19 protein-coding genes are annotated in these 21,651 nt (G+C 71.3%); 4 read left to right on the top strand and 15 right to left on the bottom strand.

The genetic code is table 11. From position 1 onward, the window contains the following. Positions 1-55 precede the first annotated feature (55 nt). The 15 genes from ispG to ACZ6JY_RS35445 all read right to left on the bottom strand — a co-directional run bounded on the left by ispG (position 56) and on the right by ACZ6JY_RS35445 (position 17,003). The gene (ispG, locus tag ACZ6JY_RS35375; RefSeq protein WP_469202723.1) at positions 56-1,222 is read right to left on the bottom strand and encodes a flavodoxin-dependent (E)-4-hydroxy-3-methylbut-2-enyl-diphosphate synthase; all 1,167 of its coding nucleotides are present in this window, start codon (positions 1,220-1,222) and stop codon (positions 56-58) included. A gap of 4 nt (positions 1,223-1,226) precedes the next feature. Next, positions 1,227-2,249 (bottom strand): adenosyl-hopene transferase HpnH, encoded by a 1,023-nt coding sequence (hpnH, locus tag ACZ6JY_RS35380; RefSeq protein ID WP_469202724.1) that lies wholly within the window; start codon positions 2,247-2,249, stop codon positions 1,227-1,229. Between the two features lie 5 nt (positions 2,250-2,254). Continuing rightward, positions 2,255-2,908 carry a phosphorylase family protein gene (locus ACZ6JY_RS35385; RefSeq protein WP_469202725.1) on the bottom strand — a complete coding sequence of 218 codons (654 nt, stop codon included), beginning with the start codon at positions 2,906-2,908 and terminating at the stop codon, positions 2,255-2,257. Continuing rightward, positions 2,908-4,920 (bottom strand): squalene--hopene cyclase, encoded by a 2,013-nt coding sequence (shc, locus tag ACZ6JY_RS35390; RefSeq protein WP_469202726.1) that lies wholly within the window; start codon positions 4,918-4,920, stop codon positions 2,908-2,910. Before shc ends, ACZ6JY_RS35385 begins: the two co-directional genes overlap by 1 nt. A gap of 103 nt (positions 4,921-5,023) precedes the next feature. Further along, positions 5,024-6,154: a polyprenyl synthetase family protein gene (locus ACZ6JY_RS35395; RefSeq protein ID WP_469202727.1), complete on the bottom strand. Its 1,131-nt coding sequence runs from the start codon at positions 6,152-6,154 to the stop codon at positions 5,024-5,026. Then, a complete protein-coding gene (gene hpnE, locus ACZ6JY_RS35400; RefSeq protein WP_469202926.1) occupies positions 6,151-7,557 on the bottom strand; it encodes a hydroxysqualene dehydroxylase HpnE in 1,407 nt (468 codons plus the stop codon). Before hpnE ends, ACZ6JY_RS35395 begins: the two co-directional genes overlap by 4 nt. Positions 7,558-7,681: 124 nt before the next feature. Then, a complete protein-coding gene (gene hpnD, locus ACZ6JY_RS35405; RefSeq protein WP_469202729.1) occupies positions 7,682-8,632 on the bottom strand; it encodes a presqualene diphosphate synthase HpnD in 951 nt (316 codons plus the stop codon). Then, a complete protein-coding gene (hpnC, locus tag ACZ6JY_RS35410; protein WP_469202731.1) occupies positions 8,629-9,528 on the bottom strand; it encodes a squalene synthase HpnC in 900 nt (299 codons plus the stop codon). The genes hpnD and hpnC overlap by 4 nt, the downstream gene beginning before the upstream one ends. Positions 9,529-9,931: 403 nt before the next feature. Beyond that, the gene (locus ACZ6JY_RS35415; protein WP_469202733.1) at positions 9,932-10,720 is read right to left on the bottom strand and encodes an ABC transporter ATP-binding protein; all 789 of its coding nucleotides are present in this window, start codon (positions 10,718-10,720) and stop codon (positions 9,932-9,934) included. Further along, positions 10,713-11,651 carry an ABC transporter permease gene (locus ACZ6JY_RS35420; RefSeq protein ID WP_469202735.1) on the bottom strand — a complete coding sequence of 313 codons (939 nt, stop codon included), beginning with the start codon at positions 11,649-11,651 and terminating at the stop codon, positions 10,713-10,715. Before ACZ6JY_RS35420 ends, ACZ6JY_RS35415 begins: the two co-directional genes overlap by 8 nt. Before the next feature lie 95 nt (positions 11,652-11,746). Further along, positions 11,747-12,619: a glycosyltransferase family 2 protein gene (locus ACZ6JY_RS35425; RefSeq protein ID WP_469202928.1), complete on the bottom strand. Its 873-nt coding sequence runs from the start codon at positions 12,617-12,619 to the stop codon at positions 11,747-11,749. 35 nt (positions 12,620-12,654) lie between these two features. Then, a complete protein-coding gene (locus ACZ6JY_RS35430) occupies positions 12,655-13,434 on the bottom strand; it encodes a CDP-alcohol phosphatidyltransferase family protein (RefSeq protein ID WP_469202737.1) in 780 nt (259 codons plus the stop codon). After that, positions 13,412-14,476 (bottom strand): iron-containing alcohol dehydrogenase family protein, encoded by a 1,065-nt coding sequence (locus tag ACZ6JY_RS35435; RefSeq protein ID WP_469202739.1) that lies wholly within the window; start codon positions 14,474-14,476, stop codon positions 13,412-13,414. The genes ACZ6JY_RS35430 and ACZ6JY_RS35435 overlap by 23 nt, the downstream gene beginning before the upstream one ends. After that, positions 14,464-15,201 (bottom strand): phosphocholine cytidylyltransferase family protein, encoded by a 738-nt coding sequence (locus ACZ6JY_RS35440; RefSeq protein ID WP_469202741.1) that lies wholly within the window; start codon positions 15,199-15,201, stop codon positions 14,464-14,466. The genes ACZ6JY_RS35435 and ACZ6JY_RS35440 overlap by 13 nt, the downstream gene beginning before the upstream one ends. Then, positions 15,198-17,003, bottom strand: a complete 1,806-nt coding sequence (locus ACZ6JY_RS35445; RefSeq protein WP_469202930.1) for a DUF5941 domain-containing protein — start codon at positions 17,001-17,003, stop codon at positions 15,198-15,200. Before ACZ6JY_RS35445 ends, ACZ6JY_RS35440 begins: the two co-directional genes overlap by 4 nt. Positions 17,004-17,289: 286 nt before the next feature. Here ACZ6JY_RS35445 and galE point away from each other — a divergent pair, with 286 nt between their 5' ends. The 4 genes from galE (at position 17,290) to idi (ending at position 21,632) form a co-directional block, all read left to right on the top strand. Next, the gene (gene galE, locus ACZ6JY_RS35450) at positions 17,290-18,279 is read left to right on the top strand and encodes a UDP-glucose 4-epimerase GalE (RefSeq protein ID WP_469202742.1); all 990 of its coding nucleotides are present in this window, start codon (positions 17,290-17,292) and stop codon (positions 18,277-18,279) included. Positions 18,280-18,470: 191 nt separating this feature from the next. After that, entirely contained in the window at positions 18,471-19,409 is a 939-nt protein-coding gene (locus ACZ6JY_RS35455) for a cation diffusion facilitator family transporter (RefSeq protein ID WP_469202932.1), read from the top strand. A 213-nt stretch (positions 19,410-19,622) separates the two neighbouring features. Next, positions 19,623-20,894, top strand: coding sequence for a bifunctional class I SAM-dependent methyltransferase/N-acetyltransferase (locus tag ACZ6JY_RS35460; protein WP_469202743.1), 1,272 nt, complete (start codon positions 19,623-19,625; stop codon positions 20,892-20,894). A gap of 144 nt (positions 20,895-21,038) precedes the next feature. Further along, complete coding sequence (gene idi, locus ACZ6JY_RS35465; RefSeq protein ID WP_469202744.1) at positions 21,039-21,632, top strand: isopentenyl-diphosphate Delta-isomerase; 594 nt, start codon at positions 21,039-21,041, stop codon at positions 21,630-21,632. Positions 21,633-21,651: the final 19 nt, after the last annotated feature.

Here is a 21,651-nt window from a genome sequence, read left to right on the forward strand (position 1 = left end):
CCCCCTCTCTGCCAGTTCTCGGCTGCCAGTTCTCAGCTCTGTCCAGCTCTGCTGCTCAGCTCACGGTGACGTCGGGCGACCCCGACGGGATCCCGTCCTTCTCCATCTGCTCCGCGATCTTCATCGCCTCGTCGATCAGCGTCTCCACGATCTTCGATTCCGGGACGGTCTTGATGACCTCGCCCTTCACGAAGATCTGGCCCTTGCCGTTGCCCGAGGCCACGCCCAGGTCCGCCTCGCGGGCCTCACCCGGGCCGTTCACCACACAGCCCATGACCGCGACCCGCAGCGGGACCTCCATGCCCTCAAGGCCCGCCGTGACCTCCTCGGCCAGCTTGTAGACATCCACCTGGGCCCGCCCGCACGAGGGACAGGAGACGATCTCCAGACGGCGCCGGCGCAGGTTCAGCGACTCCAGGATCTGGATGCCGACCTTGACCTCCTCCACCGGAGGAGCCGACAGCGAGACCCGGATCGTGTCGCCGATGCCCTCGCTCAGCAGCGCGCCGAACGCCACCGCCGACTTGATCGTGCCCTGGAACGCCGGACCCGCCTCCGTCACCCCCAGGTGCAGCGGGTAGTCGCAGGCCGCGGCGAGCTGCCGATAGGCGTTGATCATGACGACCGGGTCGCTGTGCTTGACCGAGATCTTGATGTCCCGGAAGCCGTGCTCCTCGAAGAGCGACGCCTCCCACAGGGCCGACTCCACCAGCGCCTCGGGGGTCGCCTTGCCGTACTTCTCCAGGAGCCGCCGGTCCAGCGAACCGGCGTTGACGCCGATCCGGATCGGCGTGCCCGCGGCCGACGCCGCCTTGGCGATCTCCCGTACCCGGCCGTCGAACTGCTTGATGTTGCCCGGGTTCACCCGCACCGCCGCGCACCCGGCGTCGATCGCCGCGAACACGTACTTCGGCTGGAAGTGGATGTCCGCGATCACCGGGATCTGCGACTTCCGGGCGATCGTGGCCAGCGCGTCCGCGTCGTCCTGCGTCGGACACGCCACCCGTACGATCTGGCAGCCCGAGGCGGTCAGCTCCGCGATCTGCTGCAACGTCGCACCGATGTCCGACGTCCGCGTCGTCGTCATCGACTGCACCGACACCGGGGCGTCCCCGCCCACCGCCACCGGCCCCACCTCGACGCGCCGCGAGACGCGGCGCTGCGAGACGGGCCGGACCGGCAGCTCGGGAAGGCCCAGGGAAACGGGCTCTCCAGGGGTCACGACGTCACCCGCGGTTTCCGGCGATCGTCTCGCGGGCGGCGCGGATGGACTCCTTGAGGGAACCCATCGTGGCGAGGACGGCGGTCGGTTCGTAGCCGCAGTGCGCCATGCAGTTGGCGCAGCGCGGGTCCTTGCCGCGGCCGTACTTGTCCCAGTCGGTCTCCTCGATGAGTTCGCGGTACGTGGGGACGTAACCGTCGCTCATCAGATAGCAGGGGCGCTGCCAGCCGAAGAGGGAGTAGTTGGGGATCGCCCACGCGGTGCACGGGAAGTCCGCCTTGCCCTCGAGGAAGTCCAGGAAGAGCGGCGAGTGGTTCAGCCGCCAGCGCCGGCGGTTGCCGCCCGCGAAGGCCTTCTTGAACAGCTCACGGGTCTGTTCGACGCCCAGGAAGTGCTCCTGGTCGGGGGCCTTCTCGTAGGCGTAGGCGGGCGACAGCATCATCTCGTCGACCTGGAGGTCGTCGTTGAGGTAGTTGAGGACCTCGATGATGGTCTGCGGGGTGTCGGTGTTGAAGAACGTCGAGTTGGTGGTGGTGCGGAAGCCCCGTCGCTTGGCCTCCTTCATGGCCTCCACCGCCTCGTCGAACACCCCCTCCTTGGCGACCGACTCGTCGTGCCGCTCACGCATGCCGTCGATGTGCACGGCGAACGCGAAGTACGGCGAGGGCGTGAACTTGTCCATCTTCTTGCGCATCAGCATGGCGTTGGTGCAGAGGAAGACGTACTTCTTCTTCGCCACCAACTGCCGCACGATCTCGTCGATCTGAGGGTGCATCAGCGGTTCGCCGCCGGCGATGGACACCATCGGCGCACCGGACTCGAGGACGGCGCCCACGGCCTGGGCCACCGGCATGCGCTGCTTGAGCACCCCGGCCGGGTGCTGGATCTTGCCGCATCCCTCGCACGCGAGGTTGCACGCGAAAAGCGGCTCCAACTCGACGATCAGTGGAAACTTGTCACGCTTTCGAAGCTTCTGCTCGGCAAGATACGTAGCGACCTTGATGGACTGGCGCAGCGGCATGGCCATCTGGCTCACCTCCGGGGGAGCAAAGAAATACGGTGCCATTCGAAGAAAGCGGGAAGTACGGCACGGAGAACGCGGAAAGCCGATATTCCACCGCGTACCGTGCCGATGCGGACGAGTTCGTGCTGTGGGGCATCCACGACCACCCGGACGGCGGCAACGGGCCGCCGCCCGGCGCGCAGCGCGCTGCGCAGTGTCGCGGCGGACTCCATGTCCACCGCGATGCCCCCGGCGGCGAGCAGTTCACCGCGTTGGGGGCCGCGGACGACATGGTCGGAGCCGATGAGCGGGCCGATGTGCACGGCCCGCCCGGGCAGGACCCGGCCCAGCTCCTTGACCAGCAGGTCGGTGCCCGTGCACGGCGTGGCGCCGTGCACGTCCCTGGTCTCGTCGGCGACGACGAGGTCACCGGGGTGCATGCCGGGGGCGAGCCCCGCGCAGAAGCCGGTGGCCACCACCGCCGCGTCACGCAGGGGTTCCGTGCCGAGCGCCCCGCCGACGGCGCGCTCGGCGTTGTCCGGGCCCATGCCGGTGCGCAGCACGGTCATGGTGTCCGGGGCGCCGCCGCGGTCGCCGGTGCGCAGGGCGAGCCGCTCGATGCCGAGCGCGCAGGCGATCAGCAGCGGTGCGGTGCCCGCCCCGCGGGCCGGGGCGTCCGCCATCAGCTCCCCTTGCCTGCGTGCGCGGAGCCGGCCGGGAAGGGGTCGCCGTTGACGTACCTGCCGAGGGCGGTCAGCGGGAACACCTGGCGGTAGAGGTGGTAGTTGATGGAGAAGTCCCAGGGGAAGCCGGTGCCGGTGAAGTACGGCTCGTCCCAGGAGCCGTCCGGGCGCTGGGTCTCGGCGAGCCAGGCGATGCCGCGCTCCACGGACCTGGCCTCGCGCTCGCCCGCCGAGAGCAGCGTGAGCAGCGCCCACGCGGTCTGTGACGCGGTCGACGTGCCGTGCCCCACCCAGCCGCGTTCGCGGTAGGAGCGCAGGTCCTCGCCCCAGCCGCCGTCGTCGTTCTGCACCGACTCCACCCAGCGCACCGCGCGGCGGATCGCGGCGTGCGACGCGGGAAGCCCGGCCGTGATCAGCGCGGGCACCACCGAGCCCGTGCCGTAGAGGTAGTTGACGCCCCAGCGGCCGAACCAGGCGCCGTTGTCCTCCTGTTCGGCGAGCAGCCACTCGATGCCGCGCCGGGTGCGCGGGTCGTGGGCCCTGCCCTCGACGGCGAGCATCTCCACCACGTGCCCGGTGACGTCGGCGGACGGCGGGTCGATGACCTCGCCGAAGTCGCAGAACGGCAGCCGGTTGGGGAAGGCACTGGTGTTGTCGGCGTCGAAGGCGGCCCAGGCGCCGTTCTTCGACTGCATGCCGAGGGTCCAGCGCGCCCCGCGCTCGATGGCGTTCTCCACCCGCTCCTGGTCGGGGTGGGCCACCCTGCGCAGCGCGAGCGCCACCTCGGCGGTGTCGTCGATGTCGGGGTAGTTGTCGTTGTGGAACTCGAAAGCCCAGCCGCCGGGCGCCAGTCCGGGCCTGCGTACCGCCCAGTCGCCGGGGCGCACGATCTCCTCGCCCAGCATCCAGTCCGCCGCCCTGACGAGCTGCGGGTGGTCGGCGGGCAGCCCGGCGTCCGCGAGCGCGATCGTCGCGAGGCAGGTGTCCCACACGGGCGACTGGCAGGCCTCGATCATCCGGGCGCCGTCCTCGCGCCACACGGCGAACCGGTCGAGCGAGGCGAGTCCGGCCTTCAGGACCGGGTGTCCGAGGTCGTAGCCGAGCAGGTGCAGCGCGATGACCGAGTAGACGGCGGGCGGCTGGATGCCGCCCCAGCAGCCGTCGTTCTCCTGCCGCTCGATGATCCAGCGGGCGGCGCTGTTCATCGCCGCCTTGCGCAGCCGGCGCGGTGCGACCTTGCGGTAGACGTGCAGTGCCTTGTCGAGCCGTTCGAAGACGCCGTCCCAGGTCGTCGCGGGGGCCAGGGGCCTGGCGGGGCGCGGGACGCGCGCGTCGACGTGCAGCTCGTCCAGGGCGAAGGGCGCGGGGCGCACCGGGCGCTTGGCGGAGACGACGGTGAGCGGCACGATGGTCTGCCGCGCCCAGCAGCCGAAGTCGTAGATGTTGAGCGGGAGCCACGCGGGGAAGTAGATGAGTTCCGGCGGGAGTTCGGGCAGGTCGTCCCAGCTCCACCAGCCGAAGAGGGCGAGCCAGATGCGGGTGAAGACCCTGCTCTCCGCGATGCCGCCCCGGTCCCTGATCCACTCGGCGGCCCTGGCCATGTGCGGATCGTCGGGGCTGTCGCCCGCAAGGCGCAGCGCGACGTACGCCTCGATGGTGGTGGAGAGCTCTCCCGGGCCGCCGTAGAAGGTGGCCCAGGTGCCGTCCTCGCGCTGCTCGCCGCGGATGAAGAGCGCGGCGGCGTGCGTGGTCCGCTCGTCCCTGATGCCGAGGAACTGCCGCAGGAGGAGATCCTCGGCGTCCATGGTCACATTGGTCTGGAGGTCGCCCTTCCACCAGCCCTCGGTGTCCTGCCGGGAGAGCAGGAAGTCCGTGGAGCGCTGTATGGCCCGGGTGGCGGCGTCCTTGGTACCCGCCGTCGGTGGCGTCGCGGCACGGGTATCGATGGAATGGCTGGCCGAGGCTGCGCGGGGCGGGGCCGCTCCGGTGCTTCCGTCGGTCGTCGCTGTCATGGCTTCCCCTTCGTGCAGTGCGGTGCTTCCTCTGCTGTGGGTCCGCCGTCGGCCGACGCGGTGCGCCGGCCGGCGACTGCGAGTCATATACGGCCGATAGTGATCATCTCTTTCGTACGACGACGAAGTCGGCGAGTGCGACGAGCTGCTCCCGCACCCGGTCCGGCATGGATACGGTGTCCAGCGCCTCGATGGCGACACTGTGCTGGCGCCGGGCCTCCTCGGCGGTCCACCGGCGTCCGCCCGCCTCTTCGATCAGGGCGGCGCGCACGGCGAACTCCTCCTCGGAGAAGCTGTCGAAGTCGCTGCTCTTGGCATCGGCGGCGAGCAGCTCCCCGAGCTGCTCGGAGGCGGGACCGCCCGCGGCGAGCGCGGCCACCACCGGCAGGGACTTCTTGCGCTGGCGCAGGTCGCTCCAGGTCCGCTTGCCGGTGGCCTCCGGGTCGCCCCAGATGCCGAGCAGGTCGTCCACGGCCTGGAAGGCGAGGCCGAGGTGGTAGCCGTACTTCTCCAGGACGTCGGCGGTGCGGTCGTCAGCGCCGCCGAGCACGGCGCCGATGGAGACGGCGCAGGCGAGCAGGGCACCCGTCTTGTTGCCCTCCATCTCCAGGCACTCCTCGACGGTGACCCGCTCGCGGTGCTCGTACGAGATGTCCTGCGCCTGGCCGTCGATCAGCGCGCGCGTGGCCGCGGTGAGGCGGCGTGTGGCGCGGCCCGCCTCGACGGTGCCGATCTCGAGGAGGATCTCGTTGGCGAGCGCGAAGAGGGCGTCGCCGACGAGGATGGCCTGCGCGGGGCCGTGCACCTTCCACACCGTGTCGCGGTGGCGGCGCTGCTCGTCGCCGTCCATCAGGTCGTCGTGCAGGAGCGAGAAGTTGTGCACGAGCTCCACGGCGACCGCGCCGGGCACGCCGACCTCGGGGGCCGCGCCCGCGGCCTCCGCGGAGAGCAGCGCGAGCGCGGGACGCACGGCCTTGCCGCCGTCGCCGTCGGACGGGTTGCCCGCGGCGTCGATCCAGCCGAAGTGGTAGGCGGCCACGGTGTTCATGGGGGGCGCGAGGCGGTCCACAGCGGCCCGCAGCACCGGGGTGGCCAGGGTCCTTCCGCGCTCGAGCAGTGAGGTCACGTCCACCGTGTCGGCAGCCGTTTCGGCCGAGGGCACAGTCGGCACAGTTTCTCCTCTGATTCCGGTGCTTGTTCCCTGGGGAGCTGACCCCAGGAGGTCGAGCTTCACGCCGCCGCCTCCTCGAATGCGAAGAGATGGTCACGGGGGCGGTCGAGTGCGAAGAGGGCGGCCTCGGCCGCGCTGATGCCGCTGCGCACGGCGCTCTCCATGGTCGCGGGCCAGCCGGTGGCGGTCCACGCGCCCGCGAGGTACAGGCCGCGGGCCCTGGTGCGCGCCCCGGGCCTGAGCCGTCCGACGCCCGGGGTGGGCGCGAAGGTGGCGGTGCGCTCGCGGGTCACGAAGAAGTCCCGGACCTTCGCGCCGTGCGCGGCGGGCAGCAGCCGTTCGAGCTCGGGAAGGTAGTGCTCGCGCAGCGCGGCGACGGGCGCGTCGATCTCGTCCTGCGCGGCGGACTGCGAGAGCGCGAGGTACTGCCCCTCGGTGAGCCCCGAGGCGTCGGTGCGGTCGAAGACCCACTGGATGGGCGTGCCGAGGGCGGCGAAGAACGGCCGCTTCAGGACCTTCCTGTCGTACACGACGTGCACGTTGAGGATCGGCGCGTCGTCGATGTCGAGCAGCCGGTCGGGCTGGTCGAGCGCCCCGTCCGGGAGCAGGTCGTGGGCCTCGCGCTGCGGCACGGCGAGCACGACGGTGTCGGCGTCGATGGTCTCGCCGGGCACCTCGACGCGCCAACCGCCGTCACCGGCACGGGAGATGGAGGTGACGCGCGCCTTCACCTCGGTGCGGACCCCCGCGGCGTCGAGCGCCCTGCGGGCCAGCGTGTCGTGCAGGTCGCCGAGCGGCACCCGGGACCAGCCGATGTCGGCAGCGCCGGGATCGGAGAGCAGCCCGGTCTTGAACACCATGGCGGCGAGCCCGAGGGAGGCGTCGCCGGCGACGGCGTTGAGCGTGGCGACGCCCACGAGGTCCCAGAGGGCTTCGATGGCGCGCGGCGACTGGCCGTGCCTGGCGAGCCAGCTCCCGAAGTCCTGCGTGTCGAGCAGCGGGTCGGCCGGGTCGAGGCCCTTGAGGGCGAGCGCGGCACGCCCGACCTTGGCGCGCTCGGCCAGCGAGAGGTGGGGATACGTGGCGAGGCTCGCCGCCAGGTGCAGCGGGACGGGCAGTTCGGTGCGGCGCAGCCGTCCGAGCCGGTTGCGGTCGGCGTCGAGCACGGGTACGTCGAGACGTTCCTGCAAGGGCGCGAGGTGTGCGCCGCCGACGCGGTCGAGGAACCAGCGGTAGGCGGTGCAGCAGCGGAGGTAGACGTGCTGGCCGTTGTCGACGGTCAGGTCGCCGCGCCGGAAGGAGAAGGCGAGCCCGCCGAGCCGCGGCCGTCCTTCGAGGAGCGTCACGCGCAGTCCGGCGTCGGCGAGGGAGAGCGCGGCGGTGACCCCCGCGAGCCCGCCGCCGATCACTACGGCCGCCCCGTCGGGGCGGCCTCCAAGGTTCTCGCGCGACCCGTCGGGCCGCATGTCGTCGCTGTTCACGCACCCTCTCCTTCGGCCGTCGCAGTCTGGGACGCCGTCGTGGAGCGGAGGGTTGCCCACCGCTTCGCGGAGACCGCCACAGCCGCCTCCTCCACGCCCGGGACCCATCTCACGCGCGCCTCCTGAGAGTCCGGCGTGACACGTGCCGCGTATCGAGGCCGGACAGGCCGCGTACGGCGACGTACGCCTTCTCGCGGCCCGGCAGCGAGACGCGGCCGCGCAGGACGGCCTCCGGCTCGCGCTCGATGCGGTCGAGCAGGCGGCGGTAGATGCCTGCCATGGCCGCGACGCAGGCGCCGCTGCGCCGGTCCAGCATGGGCAGCAGGCGGTAGCCCTCGGCGAACAGGGCGCGTGCCCTGCGGACCTCGAAGTGCACGAGCCCGGCGAAGTCGGAGCCCGCGGGCGGCTCGGAGCCGGAGAAACCGGCGGAGCAGCCGAACTTGGCGAGGTCCTCCGCGGGCAGGTAGATACGCCCGTCCCCGGCGTCCTCGCGCACGTCGCGCAGGATGTTGGTGAGCTGGAGCGCGAGACCGAGGGTGTCGGCGTACTCCGGCGCCCGCTCGGCGTGGAGCGCTCCCCGCTCCGTGCCGAACACACCGAGCGAGAGCCGGCCGATGGCACCGGCCACACAGCGGCAGTAGACCTTCAGGTCCTCCCAGGTCTCGTACGTCTCGCCGCGTACGTCCATCTGGACGCCGTCGATCAGTTCGTCGAGGCCGCCCATCGGGATGGGGAAGCGCGCGGCGGCGTGGGCGAGGGCGACCGCGACCGGGTCGGTGTCGTCCTCGTCGACCGCGCCCTCGTCGATGCGGGTCAGGAGCTTGCGGGTCTCGTCGAGCCGGTCCGCCTTGACGTCCGGCGCGAGGTTGCCGTCGCCGATGTCGTCCACGCGCCGCGAGAGCGCGTAGAGCGCGGACATCGCGCGCCGCTTCGGCGCCGGGAGAAGCCTGATGCCGTAGGCGAAGTTGCGTGCCTGCTGTCCGGTGACGGTCTCGCAGTAGCTGTACGCGGCGAGCACCGGTGCGGACATCTGCGGGTCTGTTTCCACGGTCCGGCTCACCCCTCTCCTCGCAGAACCGCTCCGGCCTCGCGCAGCAGGCGGGACTTGGCGGGCTTGGGCGGTCCTGGCAGTACGTCGTACCCCGCGTCGACGATCGCCCGGACCGTCGCCCTCCCGCCGGCGACGAACCCGGCGAGCAGCAGCTTCAGCCTGCCGTGGACGCTACCCACCAGGGGGGTGCCTTCATTCAGGAGGCAGCGGGCGCGTTCCGTTTCGTACGCGACCAATGCGCGCACCGACGCGCCTGCGGTGGCCGCGGCCAGATCCGTCTCGGTGACGTGGAAGCGCTTCATGTCCTCGATCGGCAGATAGATGCGGTCGCGCCGGAGATCCTCGGCGACGTCCTGGATGTGCTCGACGATCTGCAGGGCGGTGCAGACGGCGTCCGAGCGGCGGATGCGCTCGGGGGTCTCCGTGCCGGTGATGGCGAGGACGAGGCGGCCGATGGGGTTGGCCGAGAGGGCGCAGTACGCCACCAGGTCGTCGTGGGTCTCGTAGCGCCCGATGTGCTGGTCCTGGCGGTTGGCCGCGATCAGGTCGAGGAAGGGGGCGAGTGTCAGGGTCCCGCGCTCGGCGGGGGCGGCGAGCGAGCGCACCAGCGGGTGGCCGGGGCTGCCGCCGCCGAAGACCTCGCGCAGGTCGGCCTCGACCGCGTCGAGCATCCGCAGCGGATCGCCGGCGTGGGCGGGGTCCACGCCGAGGCGTCCCGCGTGGCCGGCCCCGGGCTCCAGGTCGCCGTCGCCGATGTCGTCGATGAGCCGCACGACGCCGTAGACCGCCATGAGGTCGTCGCGCCAGGCCCGCGGCAGGAAGAAGGGAGCCACCGGGAAGTTCTCGTCCGCGGCCTTGTCGAGGACGGCGGAAGCATCGCGGAGCCGGAGATCATCCGTAGCCATTGCCGTCACTCTCCCGTTCTACACTGCCGACCCAATACATCCTATTTCGGACACGCCGCCCGCCCTCACCGGAGGCGGACCGTGCTCCGAGGGCGGGACGCCGCGCCATATCGCCCCACTTGCCGCGAATCAGCACCGGTACAGCTTACGTTGTACAACCCAACCCGCATCGTCGGGGTATTCCGCACATCACAACAACACACCGATTGGCGTCAACCTTCCCCGGATTCAGGTGACTTGAGTGAGCGGTGGGACTCCGGAGGCGCATGAACACGACAGGCCCCGCCGGGCTGGGCCCGGCGGGGCCTGTCGTCGAACGGGTGAATCCCGATGGCGCAAATGGGCTACTTGCCCGCGCGCCGTCCATCTGCCCGGCGCGCCGACCGTCCGCCGGGCGTGCCGCCTACTTGCCCGTGAACTTCTCGTACTCCTTGATGACCTCGTCGGTCGGTCCGTCCATGCGCAGCTCGCCGCGCTCCAGCCACAGCACCCGGTCGCAGGTGTCGCGGATGGACTTGTTGTTGTGGCTGACGAGGAAGACCGTGCCGGCCTCCTTGCGCAGCTCGCGGATGCGGGCCTCGGAGCGCTTCTGGAACTTGCGGTCGCCGGTGGCGAGCGCCTCGTCGATCATCAGCACGTCGTGGTCCTTGGCCGCGGCGATGGAGAAGCGCAGGCGCGCCGCCATGCCGGAGGAGTACGTACGCATCGGCAGGGTGATGAAGTCGCCCTTCTCGTTGATGCCGGAGAAGTCGACGATGTCCTGGTAGCGCTGCTTGACCTGCTCGCGGGACATGCCCATCGCCAGGCCGCCGAGGATGACGTTCCGCTCGCCGGTCAGGTCGTTCATCAGGGCCGCGTTCACGCCGAGCAGCGAGGGCTGGCCGTCGGTGTAGACCTTGCCCTGCTCGGCGGGGAGCAGCCCCGCGATGGCGCGCAGCAGCGTGGACTTGCCCGAGCCGTTGGAGCCGATCAGGCCGATGGCCTCGCCGCGGTAGGCGGTGAAGCTGACGCCGCGCACGGCGTGCACCTTGCGGACACCGCGCTCCTCGCCGCGCCTGAGGATGCGGCTCAGGGCGGAGGTGGCGCTGCCCTTGCCCGTACGCGCGCCGTTGACGCGGTAGACGATGTGCAGCTCGTCGGCGATGACGGTGGGGATGTGCCCCTTGTCGGTGATCTTGTCGTCCTCAGCCACGGCCGTAACGCTCCTCAGCCTTCCAGAAGTACACGAACCCGACCACGCCGATCACGACGGCCCAGCCGATGGCGAAGGCCCACACGTGCGGCGGCAGGTACGAGGAGCCGTACTTGTCGATCATGGCGAAGCGGATCAGGTCCATGTAGATGGAGGCCGGATTCCACTGGAGCACGTCACCGACCCAGCCGGGCACGCTCTCCTTGGTCGCGAGCATCGCGGGGATGCTGAACATGACGCCCGACGCGTACATCCAGGTCCGCATCACGAACGGCATGAGCTGCGCCAGGTCGGGCGTCTTGCTGCCCATCCGGGCGAAGACCAGTGCCAGGCCCATGTTGAAGACGAACTGAAGGACCAGCGCGGGCAGGACCAGGAGCCAGGAAAGGGCGGGGAAGATCCCGAACGCGCACATGATCACGACGAGCACGATCATCGAGAAGAGCAGCTGCTGGAGCTGCTGGAGCGCGAAGGAGATCGGCAGCGAGGCCCGCGGGAAGTGCAGGGCCCTGACCAGGCCGAGGTTGCCGGAGATCGCCCGCACGCCCGCCATGACCGAGCTCTGCGTGAACGTGAAGACGAAGACGCCCGTCACCAGGAACGGCACATAGATGTCGTGCGGGATGCCCTCCCTGGCACCGAGCAGCAGGCCGAAGATGAAGAAGTAGACCGCCGCGTTCAGGAGCGGCGTGGCCACCTGCCAGAGCTGGCCGAGCTTGGCCTGGCTGTACTGGGCGGTCAGCTTCGCCTGGGAGAAGGCGAGGATGAAGTGGCGCCGCCCCCAGAGCTGGCGGACGTACTCGAAAAGTCCGGGCCGTGCGCCGCTGACGGTCAGACCGTACTTGGCGGCGAGCTCGGCGCGGGAGAGCCCGTCATCGGGCGACGGGGGCGCGCTCACCGCGACTCCGCCGTCATGCGTTGTCTCACTCACGAGTGGAAACTTTCGTCTTCAGATGCGCAGCCGGTCGGGCGTAGGCGTGGGCCAGGGACCGGGGTATGGCCCAGATGGTGTCAGACCCGAGCTTGTCAGATGACGGGAGGTCGGCCCAGCCGGGTCAGCCGCCACACCGTACGCCACTTCATGGGCCTGCGAGGGCCGCAGGGCGTGGTCCAGCCCTCCTTGAAACCGCCGAACCAGGCCTTCAGGGCGGGCCCCGACGGACGCCGGGCGAGGGTCAGGAGCATCCAGACGCCGAGGTAGACCGGGACGAGGAGCGCCGGAAGGTTGCGGCGGGCCAGCCAGACGCGGTTGCGGGCCACCATGCGGTGGTAGACCGCGTGCCGCGAGGGGGCCGTCGTCGGGTGCAGGAGCACCATGTCGGAGCGGTAGTCGATCATCCAGCCCGCGTTCAGCGCGCGCCAGGCGAGGTCGGTCTCCTCGTGGGCGTAGAAGAACTCGCCCGGAAGCGGACCCACCTGTTCTATGACCTTGGCGCGCACCGCGTTGGCCCCGCCGAGGAACGTCGTCACGCGCGAGGAGCGCATCGGGTCCGAGGCCCGCAGCCGCGGCACGTGGCGCCGCTGGGTCTCGCCCGTGTCCGGGTCCGCGATGCGGAAGCTGACGATGCCGAGCTCCGGGTCGGCCGCGAAGGCCTCGCGGCACAACTGCGCCGTGTCGGTGTTGGCCAGGAGCCCGTCGTCGTCGAGGAAGAGCAGGATGTCGACGTCGGTGCCGCCGGGGCCGAAGGCCTCGATGCCGACGTTGCGCCCGCCCGGGATGCCCAGGTTCTCGGGCAGCTCGATCGTGCGTACGCCTTCGGGGACGTCCGGCACCGGGGCGCCGTTGCCGACCACGACCACCTCGACCGGGTCGCCGTCTTGCTTGGCGACCGAGTCGAGGAGGGCGCGCAGCTCCTGCGGCCGGTTGCCCATCGTGATGATGACGGCGCCGACCTTCAGCTTCTGTGCCGAAGAGCCCGGGGTGCTGGGGGTGCTCACTTCAACCTGCTCGATACGAGGATGGACACGAGGTGGAGCAGGGTCTGCAGCAGCGCGATGCCGGCGAGGACCGCCACGCCGAGGCGCGAGAAGAACAGGTCGCCCCTGGCCTGGTCCACGATCGCGATGACCAGGATCAGCAGGGACGCCTCGACCCCGAGGATGAGCCGGTGGAACTTCAGCGCGGCGGCGGCCCTGCGGGCCAGCGCCATGCCGGGGGAACGCGGCTCGGCCGCGGACTCCTTGACCGGCTCCTTGCCCGTCTGGTGACGGGCCACGCCGACGAGGTCGGTCTCGGCCTTGATCAGGATCGCGCCGAGGGCGGCCAGGGTGCCGAGGAAGGCCCACAGCCAGTCGATGCGCCCGGAGCCCCAGATGTCGGCGGCGCGCAGGCCGAAGCCGACCAGGACCGCGGCGTCGCACAGGTAGGCGGCGACGCGGTCCAGGTAGACCCCGGACATCGAGTACTGCTTCTTCCAGCGGGCGATCTCGCCGTCCACGCAGTCGAGCAGCAGGTAGAGCTGGACCGCGACCACGCCGAGCACCGCGCCCGTGATGCCCGGCACCAGCAGGGCGGGGGCGGCGAGGGCGCCGGCGACGGTCATCACGTAGGTCAGCTGGTTGGGCGTGACCCGCGTGTTCACCAGGTGCCGGTCGATGCGCAGGGAGACCTCGCGCATGTAGAGCCGGCCGGCCCAGTGTTCGCCGCTCCGCCGGTCCTTCACCCCCGGGGGGTGGACGACCGGGCGGAGCTCAGCTACCGATGGCTTTTGCATAGTCGGCGTATGCGTCCCTGATCTGGTCGTTGGACAGGTCGAGGTGTTCGAGGATCGTGTAGCGGCCCGGCCGGGTCTGCGGAGCGAACTCCACGACCTTGACGAACTCCTCCACGGTGAAGCCGATCTCCTCCGGCAGCACGGGCAGGCCGTGGCGGCGCAGCACCGAGGCCATGTACGCCGACTCCTCGCGGGCACCGCGCAGGTGCATCGCGAAGGCCGCGCCGAGGCCGCACTGCTCGCCGTGGCTCGCGGCGCGCTTGGGGTAGAGGAGGTCGAAGGCGTGGTTGATCTCGTGGCAGGCGCCGGACGCCGGGCGGGAGTCGCCCGACACGGACATGGCGATGCCGGTGAGGACCAGACCCTCGGCGAGGACCTGGAGGAACGCGTCGTCGCCGACGCCACCGGGGTGGCGCAGCACGGCCTCGCCGGCCTGGCGGGCCATGGCGGCCGCGAGGCCGTCGATGTCCTCGCCGCGCTCGCGGGCGGCCAGCTCCCAGTCCGCGATCGCGGAGATGTTGGACAGCGCGTCGCCGATGCCGGAGCGGACGAAACGGACGGGCGCCTCACGGATCACATCGAGGTCGATGACGACCGCGATGGGGTTCGGCACGCCGTACGAGCCGCGGCCCGCGTCGTTGTCGAGCGTCGCGACCGGGGAGCAGAGGCCGTCGTGCGACAGGTTCGTCGCGACGGCGACCAGCGGCAGACCCACGCGCGCCGCGGCGAACTTGGCGCAGTCGATGATCTTGCCGCCGCCGAGGCCGACGACCGCGTCGTAGCGGCCCTTCTTCATGGCGTCGGCGAGCTTGATGGCGTCGTCCAGCGTGCCGCCGCCCACCTCGAACCACTCGGCGCCTGGCAGCGACGGCATGAGGCGGTCCCGCAGGACCGCGCCGGAGCCACCGCTGATGGCGATGGCGAGCTTGCCGGTCGACGAGCAGATCCGCTGGTCGGCGAGGACACCGGCCAGGTCGTTGAGCGCCCCCGGCCGGATGTCGACGACGACGGGCGAGGGGATGAGCCTCGTCAGTACTGGCACGCGATCTCCCGGCCCTTGGCGAGGTCGTCGTGGTTGTCGATCTCGACCCACGTGACGTCGCCGATCGGGGCCACGTCCACCTTGAAGCCGCGGTTGACGAGCTCCTGGTAGCCGTCCTCGTAGTAGAGGTCGGGGTCGCGCTCGAAGGTGGTCTTCAGCGCGTCGGCGAGCTCGTCGGCGGCGGAGCCCTCGATGAGGGTGACGCCGATGTACTCGCCGGTGGCCTCGGAGGGGTCCATCAGCTTCGTGATGCGCTGCACGCCCTTGGCGTCGTCGACGATGACCTTCATCTCCTCGTCGGCGAGCTGCTTCACCGTGTCGAGGGCGAGGATGATCTTCTTGCCGTCGCCGCGCGCGGCGAGCAGCGTCTTCTCGACGGAGACCGGGTGCACGGTGTCGCCGTTGGCGAGGATCACGTCGTGCTTGATGGCGTCACGCCCGCACCACAGGGAGTAGGCGTTGTTCCACTCCTCGGCCTTGTCGTTGTCGATCAGCGTGAGCTTGAGGTTGTACTTCGCCTCAAGGGCCGCCTTGCGCTCGTAGACGGCTTCCTTCTTGTAGCCGACGATGATCGCGACCTCGGTGAGACCGATCTCGGCGAAGTTGCCGAGCGTCAGGTCGAGGATCGTGGTCTCCCCGTCGACGGGCACCAGAGCCTTGGGCAGCGTGTCCGTGTAGGGACGGAGACGCCGTCCGGCGCCTGCGGCAAGGACGAGGCCGATCATGCGGGTTCTCCTTCATCGTGTACGGCGGGTGCGCCACGCTTGTGAGCGGTCACCCAGAAGCGGATGCTCTCGACGAGCACCACGAGTGCCACGGCCACGGCGAGTGCCGTGAGCGCGACGGTGAAATCTTCGGCGGGCAGCAGGGCCGCGGCCAGCACGACCACGAGGGTCCTGCCTTCCTGGCCGCCGATCGCCCGCACCAGCCGGCGCGGAGGTGCGCCCGTACCGCCCTTGATGCGGTACACCGTGTCGTAGTGATGGTAGGCGACCGCGGCCACCAGCCCGAAAGCCGCCGGCAGTGCTCCGTTCACGTCCGCTTTGGCCGCGAGCGCCAGGATCGTGCCGTACTCGGCGGCCCGGAAGAACGGCGGCACCAGCCAGTCGAGGGGGGCCTTGAGGGGCATGACCAGGGCGAGGCCCGACAGGGCGATGTACAGCGCGGCGGCGGCCACGACCACGGGGCTGCCGTAGGGGTTGGCCAGCGCCGTGCCGACGAGCACGGCGCCGCCGACGAAGGCGAGCACCGGGGCGGGACGCAGCCAGGTCACCCGTGGCCGGAGGGCGGAGAAGGCCGAGGCCAGGGGGCCGTTGTCGGCGAGGTCGGCGAGCGCGCCCGCGGCACGGTCGGTGCGGGTGGCCTTGCGGGTCACCGAGCGCAGGACGCGGCCCGCGGTGGTGTAGCAGGCGGCGAGCGCGCAGCCGACGAGCAGGACGACGAGGGTGATGCGCGGGGTGGTGACCGCGGTGAGCACGGCGATCATCGCCCAGCGCTCGCCGATGGGCAGCACGATCATCCGGCGCAGCCAGACCGTCCAGCCGACGCTGTCGAGCTTGTCGGAGAGGGCGGCGGTGGGGCTGGTGTTGGCGCTGGCGTCGTGGTTCGCCTCGTTGAAGGAGAAGTCCACGACGTGCCGGCAGGTCTGGAGCACCATCGCGCCGAGCGCGAGCGCCCACACGTCGTCACCGCCGCGGGCCGCGCCGAGCGCGAGGCCCGCGTAGTACGCGTACTCCTTGGCCCGGTCGAAGGTCGCGTCGAGCCAGGCGCCGAGCGTGGAGTACTGCAACGAGTAGCGGGCGAGCTGGCCGTCCGTGCAGTCCAGGACGAAGGAGAGGAGCAGCAGCACACCGGCGGCGACGAAGCCGCCGCGCGTGCCGGTCGCCGCGCAGCCCGCCGCGATCAGGGCGGTGAGCAGCGAGGCGGTGGTGACCTGGTTCGGGGTCAGGCCCCGGCGCGCGCACCACCGTGCGAGGTAGCGCGAGTACGGGGAGATGCAGTACGTGGTGAAGAAGCCGTCCCTGGCCTTGACCGCGCCGCGCAGGCGCACGGCCTCGTCGTCGACGGCGGCGACGGCCTGCCGGGCCTCGTTGCGGGCCTGCGGGTCGTCGGGCACGGTGGCGACGAGGGTGCCGAGGTCGGGGCGGTGCACATCGGTGGCGCCGGACTCCATGGCCGCGGCGATGGAGTCCGGGAGCGCGTCGAGGGTCGCCACGCCGCCGTGGGCCGCGGCGCTCGCCCGCAGGGCGCGGGTCAGCTCCTGGCGGGCCTCGGGCTTGGCCGTGACGGCGCCGGGCACCGCCGACGCGGCGAAGCGGGGGTCGGTGAGGGCGAGGCGCAGCGCGTGGACGTGACCGACGAAGCGCGTGTCGACGACGGCGACCCGCAGGCCGGCCGGTACGGCGGCGAGCAGCGTCTCGGCGTCCGCCGCGCCGGAGGCGACCCGCACGTCGAAACCGAGGGACCGCAGATCACCTTCGAGCGGCGACCCGGGTACCGGCTGACCGGTGAGGATGGCGGTCGACAGACGAACTCACTCCTTGATTCCCGGCGCGGCTCGCGCCGGGCACGTGCGTAAGAGGGGCGCCCCTGGCCATGCGGCCGGGCGGCACGTCGGCAGAGGCTATCGGATGCCGGGAAGCGGGCGTTCACCACCCGTTCACGCCCCGTAAGGGCGGCCTGCGAGGACCCCGGCCCTCACGATCATCATGGTGGATGGGGGGCCGCCCTCACAAACCGCGCCCGCACCGCGCCCGGCTTGTCCAGGAGCGGCCGTTTAGCACCCCCGGAGTGTTCGCTTAGGGTGGTCGCCCATGACATGGCTGATCACAGGCGGAGCGGGATACATCGGGGCACATGTGGCGCGGGTCATGGCCGGTGCCGGTGAGGACGTCGTCGTCCTGGACGACGTCTCCTCCGGGGTGCCGGGGCGGCTGCCCGCGGACATTCCCCTCATCAAGGGCTCCTCTCTCGACGGCGGCCTGGTGCGCCGGGTCCTCGCCGAGCACGCCGTCACCGGTGTGGTGCACCTCGCGGCCCGCAAGCAGGTCGGCGAGTCGGTGGAGCAGCCGCTGCGCTACTACCGGGAGAACCTGGGCGGCCTGACGACGCTCCTCGAAGCGGTGGCCGAGGCCGGGGTGAAGCGCTTCGTCTTCTCCTCGTCGGCGGCGGTGTACGGCAACCCGCCGGACGTGGACCTCGTCGGCGAGGACACGCCGTGCGCTCCGGTCAGCCCCTACGGCGAGACGAAGCTCGCCGGGGAGTGGCTGGTGCGGGCCGCGGGCCGGGCGCACGGCATCGCGACGGTGTGCCTGCGCTACTTCAACGTGGCGGGCGCCGCGGCTCCCGAGCTCGCCGACACCGGCGTGTTCAACGTCATCCCGATGGTCTTCGACCGCCTCACGCGCGACGAGCCGCCGCGCATCTTCGGCGACACGTACCCCACCCCGGACGGCACCTGCGTACGGGACTACATCCACGTGTCCGACCTCGCGGAGGCCCACCTGGCGGCGGCCCACCGGCTCACGCGGGGCGTCGAGGGCGACCTCACGGTGAACATCGGCCGCGGCGAGGGCGTTTCCGTACGCGAACTGATCGATCTCATCGGTGAGGTGAGCGGCGACGACAGGCCCGCCCTCGTGGAGCCCGCCCGCGCGGGCGACGCGCCGCGTGCCGTGGCCGACGCGCGGCTCGCCGCGAAGGAGCTGGACTGGAGGGCACGCCGCTCGGTGCGCGAGATGGTCGAGTCGGCGTGGGCGGGGTGGTGTCTGCGTCACCCCGAGGCGCGCCGGGACCGCCCCTGAGCGTGTCGCGGCCGTCGCCGCGAGGTCCTGACCTGCACACCTTCCCTTGACGGCAACCGTTGCCATTTTCGCAGGTCAGGGCAGGTGACAACGGTGTTCAGTGCCGCGTTGCCAATACCCCCCGCCCGTAGTTCACTGTGGTCGCGCGACCACCGAACGGCAGACCGATGAGCGACGCGGGAGGCGGCTCCATGGGGGCTGGGCACGATCACGGACACACACACGGGGCACCGGTCACGGGGACGGCGGCCAACGCCTACAAGGGGCGCCTGCGGGTGGCGCTCGGCATCACGATCACCGTCATGCTGGCCCAGATCGTGGGCGGCGTCATGGCCGACTCCCTCGCGCTGATCGCGGATGCGACGCACATGGCGACGGACGCGGTCGGGCTCGGCATGGCCCTGCTGGCGATCCACTTCGCGAACCGCCCGGCCACCGAGAACCGCACCTTCGGCTACGCCCGCGCCGAGATACTCGCCGCGCTCGCCAACTGCCTGCTGCTCCTGACCGTCGGCGGCTATGTGCTGTACGAGGCGGTCGAGCGGTTCATCACCCCGGCACAGACACAGGGCTCCCTGACCGTCTGGTTCGGCGCCTTCGGCCTCGTCGCCAACATGATCTCGCTGACGCTCCTGATGCGCGGCCAGAAGGACAGCCTCAATGTGCGGGGCGCGTTCCTGGAGGTGGTGGCGGACACCCTCGGCTCCGTGACGGTCATCGTCTCGGCGGTCGTGATCATGCTCACCGGATGGCAGGCGGCGGACCCGGTCGCCTCGCTCGTCATCGGCGTCATGATCGTCCCGCGCACGGTGAAACTCCTGAGGGAGACCTTGAACGTCCTCCTCGAATCCGCGCCCAAGGACGTCGACATGACGGAGGTACGGGCCCACATACTCGCCCTGCCCGGCGTCGAGGAGGTCCACGACCTGCACGCCTGGACGATCACCTCGGGCATGCCCGTGCTCTCCGCGCACGTCGTCGTGGGCTCCGGCACGCTCGACTCGCTCGGCCACGAGAAGATGCTGCACGAGCTCCAGGGCTGCCTGGGCGACCACTTCGACGTGGAGCACTGCACCTTCCAGCTGGAGCCCAGCGGCTACGCGCGGCACGAGGCCGGGCTCTGCCACTGATAAATCGCGGGCGCCGTGATCACGCCCGGTGGTACGGTCACGGCGGCTCCCACAGCGGAGCCCTGGTGACTTCGGAGGTGGGTCGATGACTGCCGTGACTGGCGCTGCTTCACGCGGCGACATGTGCGTCCTTACCTACCGGGCCCGCGTCTGACCTTTCGTACACCTTCCGTACGCCGCGTCCGCGGGCCCCTCATCCAAGGGTTTCCCACGTTGACCGACAACACGTCGACCGACCACGCTTCCATCACCGACGCCTTCTTCGCCCTGCACCACGGCCTTCCGCGGCAGGGTCCCGGCTCCGACGACACCACCCGGCGGCTGTTCCGTCTCGCCGGCGCGCTGCCCGAGCGGCCGCGCGTGCTCGACCTGGGCTGCGGACCCGGACGGGCTTCGCTGCTGCTCGCCGCCGAGGCGGGTGCCGAGGTGACGGCCGTCGATCTGCACGAGCCGTTCCTGGACGAGCTCCGCGCGGCCGCGCTTCGGCGCGGGCTCACCGGCTCGATCACCCCGCTCCAGGCCGACATGGCCGCGCTTCCCTTCCCTGACGCGTCGTTCGACCTCGTCTGGGCCGAGAGCTCGGTGTACAGCATCGGCTTCGACACCGCCCTGCGCGCCTGGCGCCGGCTGCTCGCGCCCGGCGGCTCGCTCGTTCTCACCGAGTGCGAGTGGACCACCGCCGAGCCGTCCGCCGCGGCCCGCGCCTTCTGGGAGCGGCACTACACGCTGCGTACGGGCGCCGACAACGCCCGGGCCGCGACCGCCGCCGGGTACGCCGTGCTCGGCGTACACGCGCAGCCCGAGTCCGACTGGCAGGAGTACTACGGCCCGCTCGCCGCGCGCGCGGACGCGGCGGACCCCGGCGCGCCCGGGATGGCCGAGGCGCTCGCCGCGACCCGCGAGGAGATCGCGATGCGCCGCGAGCACGGGACGGAGTTCGGCTACACCGGCTACGTCCTGCGACCGGTCGACGCCTGGCCCACCAGGCCGGAGACCGCCGAGGACACGGCGGCCGTGCACGCCGTGCACGCCGCCGCCTTCCGGACGGACGCCGAGGCCGACCTGGTCGACGCGCTCCGCGCCGACCCCGGCGCCTGGCTCCCCGGCCTGTCCTGGGTCGCCGAGGCGCCGGACGGCTCGGTCGCGGCCCACGCCCTGATCACCCGCTGCCGGGTGGACGGGGCGCCCGCGCTCGCCCTCGCGCCCGTCGCCGTGCTGCCCGAGCACCAGCGGACGGGGGCCGGATCAGCCGTCGTCCGCGCGGTGCTCGACGCGGCACGCGCGCGTGGGGAGCGGCTCGTCCTGGTCCTCGGGCATCCCGAGTACTACCCGAGGTTCGGTTTCCGGCCCGCTTCCGGCTACGGGATCCGGCCAGGCTTCGAGGTTCCGGACGAGGCCATGATGGCGCTCGTCCTCGACGGGTCGGGCGATTCCGCGCCACTGCCGCGGGGAATGATCGAGTATCCGGCCGCTTTCGGGGTCTGAGGCTCGCGCGGGCGCTCTCGTCAGAGGCGCCCGCCGCGTGTCCCGGCGTGCTTCCGCGCGCCGGGACATGCGGGCCCGCACGTGCCTGGAGTCCCCGGAACGTACGGCAGACTTGAGGCTCGAAGACCGAAGCGAAGGATGGGTATGCCGATCACACCTGCCACCGCGGCGAACAGTTCGTCGAACGGCACCGGAGAAGCGATCTTGCTGGAACTCGTGGACGAGGACGGCAGGACGATCGGCACCGCGGAGAAACTCTCCGCGCACCAGGCACCCGGGCAACTGCACCGGGCGTTCTCCGTCTTCCTCTTCGACGAGCAGGGCCGCCTCCTCCTCCAGCAGCGCGCCCTCGGCAAGTACCACTCCCCCGGCGTCTGGTCGAACACCTGCTGCGGGCACCCCTACCCGGGCGAGGCGCCGTTCGCCGCCGCCGCCCGTCGCACGTACGAGGAGCTGGGCGTCTCGCCCTCGCTGCTCGCCGAGGCGGGCACCGTGCGCTACAACCACCCGGACCCCGACTCCGGCCTCGTGGAGCAGGAGTTCAACCACCTCTTCGTGGGGATGGTCCAGGCGCAGCTGCGTCCGGACGCCTCCGAGGTCGGCGAGACCGTCTTCGTGACCGCCGATGAGCTGCGGGACCGGCACGAGAAGGGCCCGTTCTCCGCGTGGTTCATGACCGTGCTCGACGCGGCGCGGCCCGCGATCAGGGAGCTGACCGGGACCTCCGCCGGCTGGTAACCGTCAGCCGACGGGTATC

It is taken from the genome of Streptomyces sp. NPDC046335, from assembly GCF_055587985.1.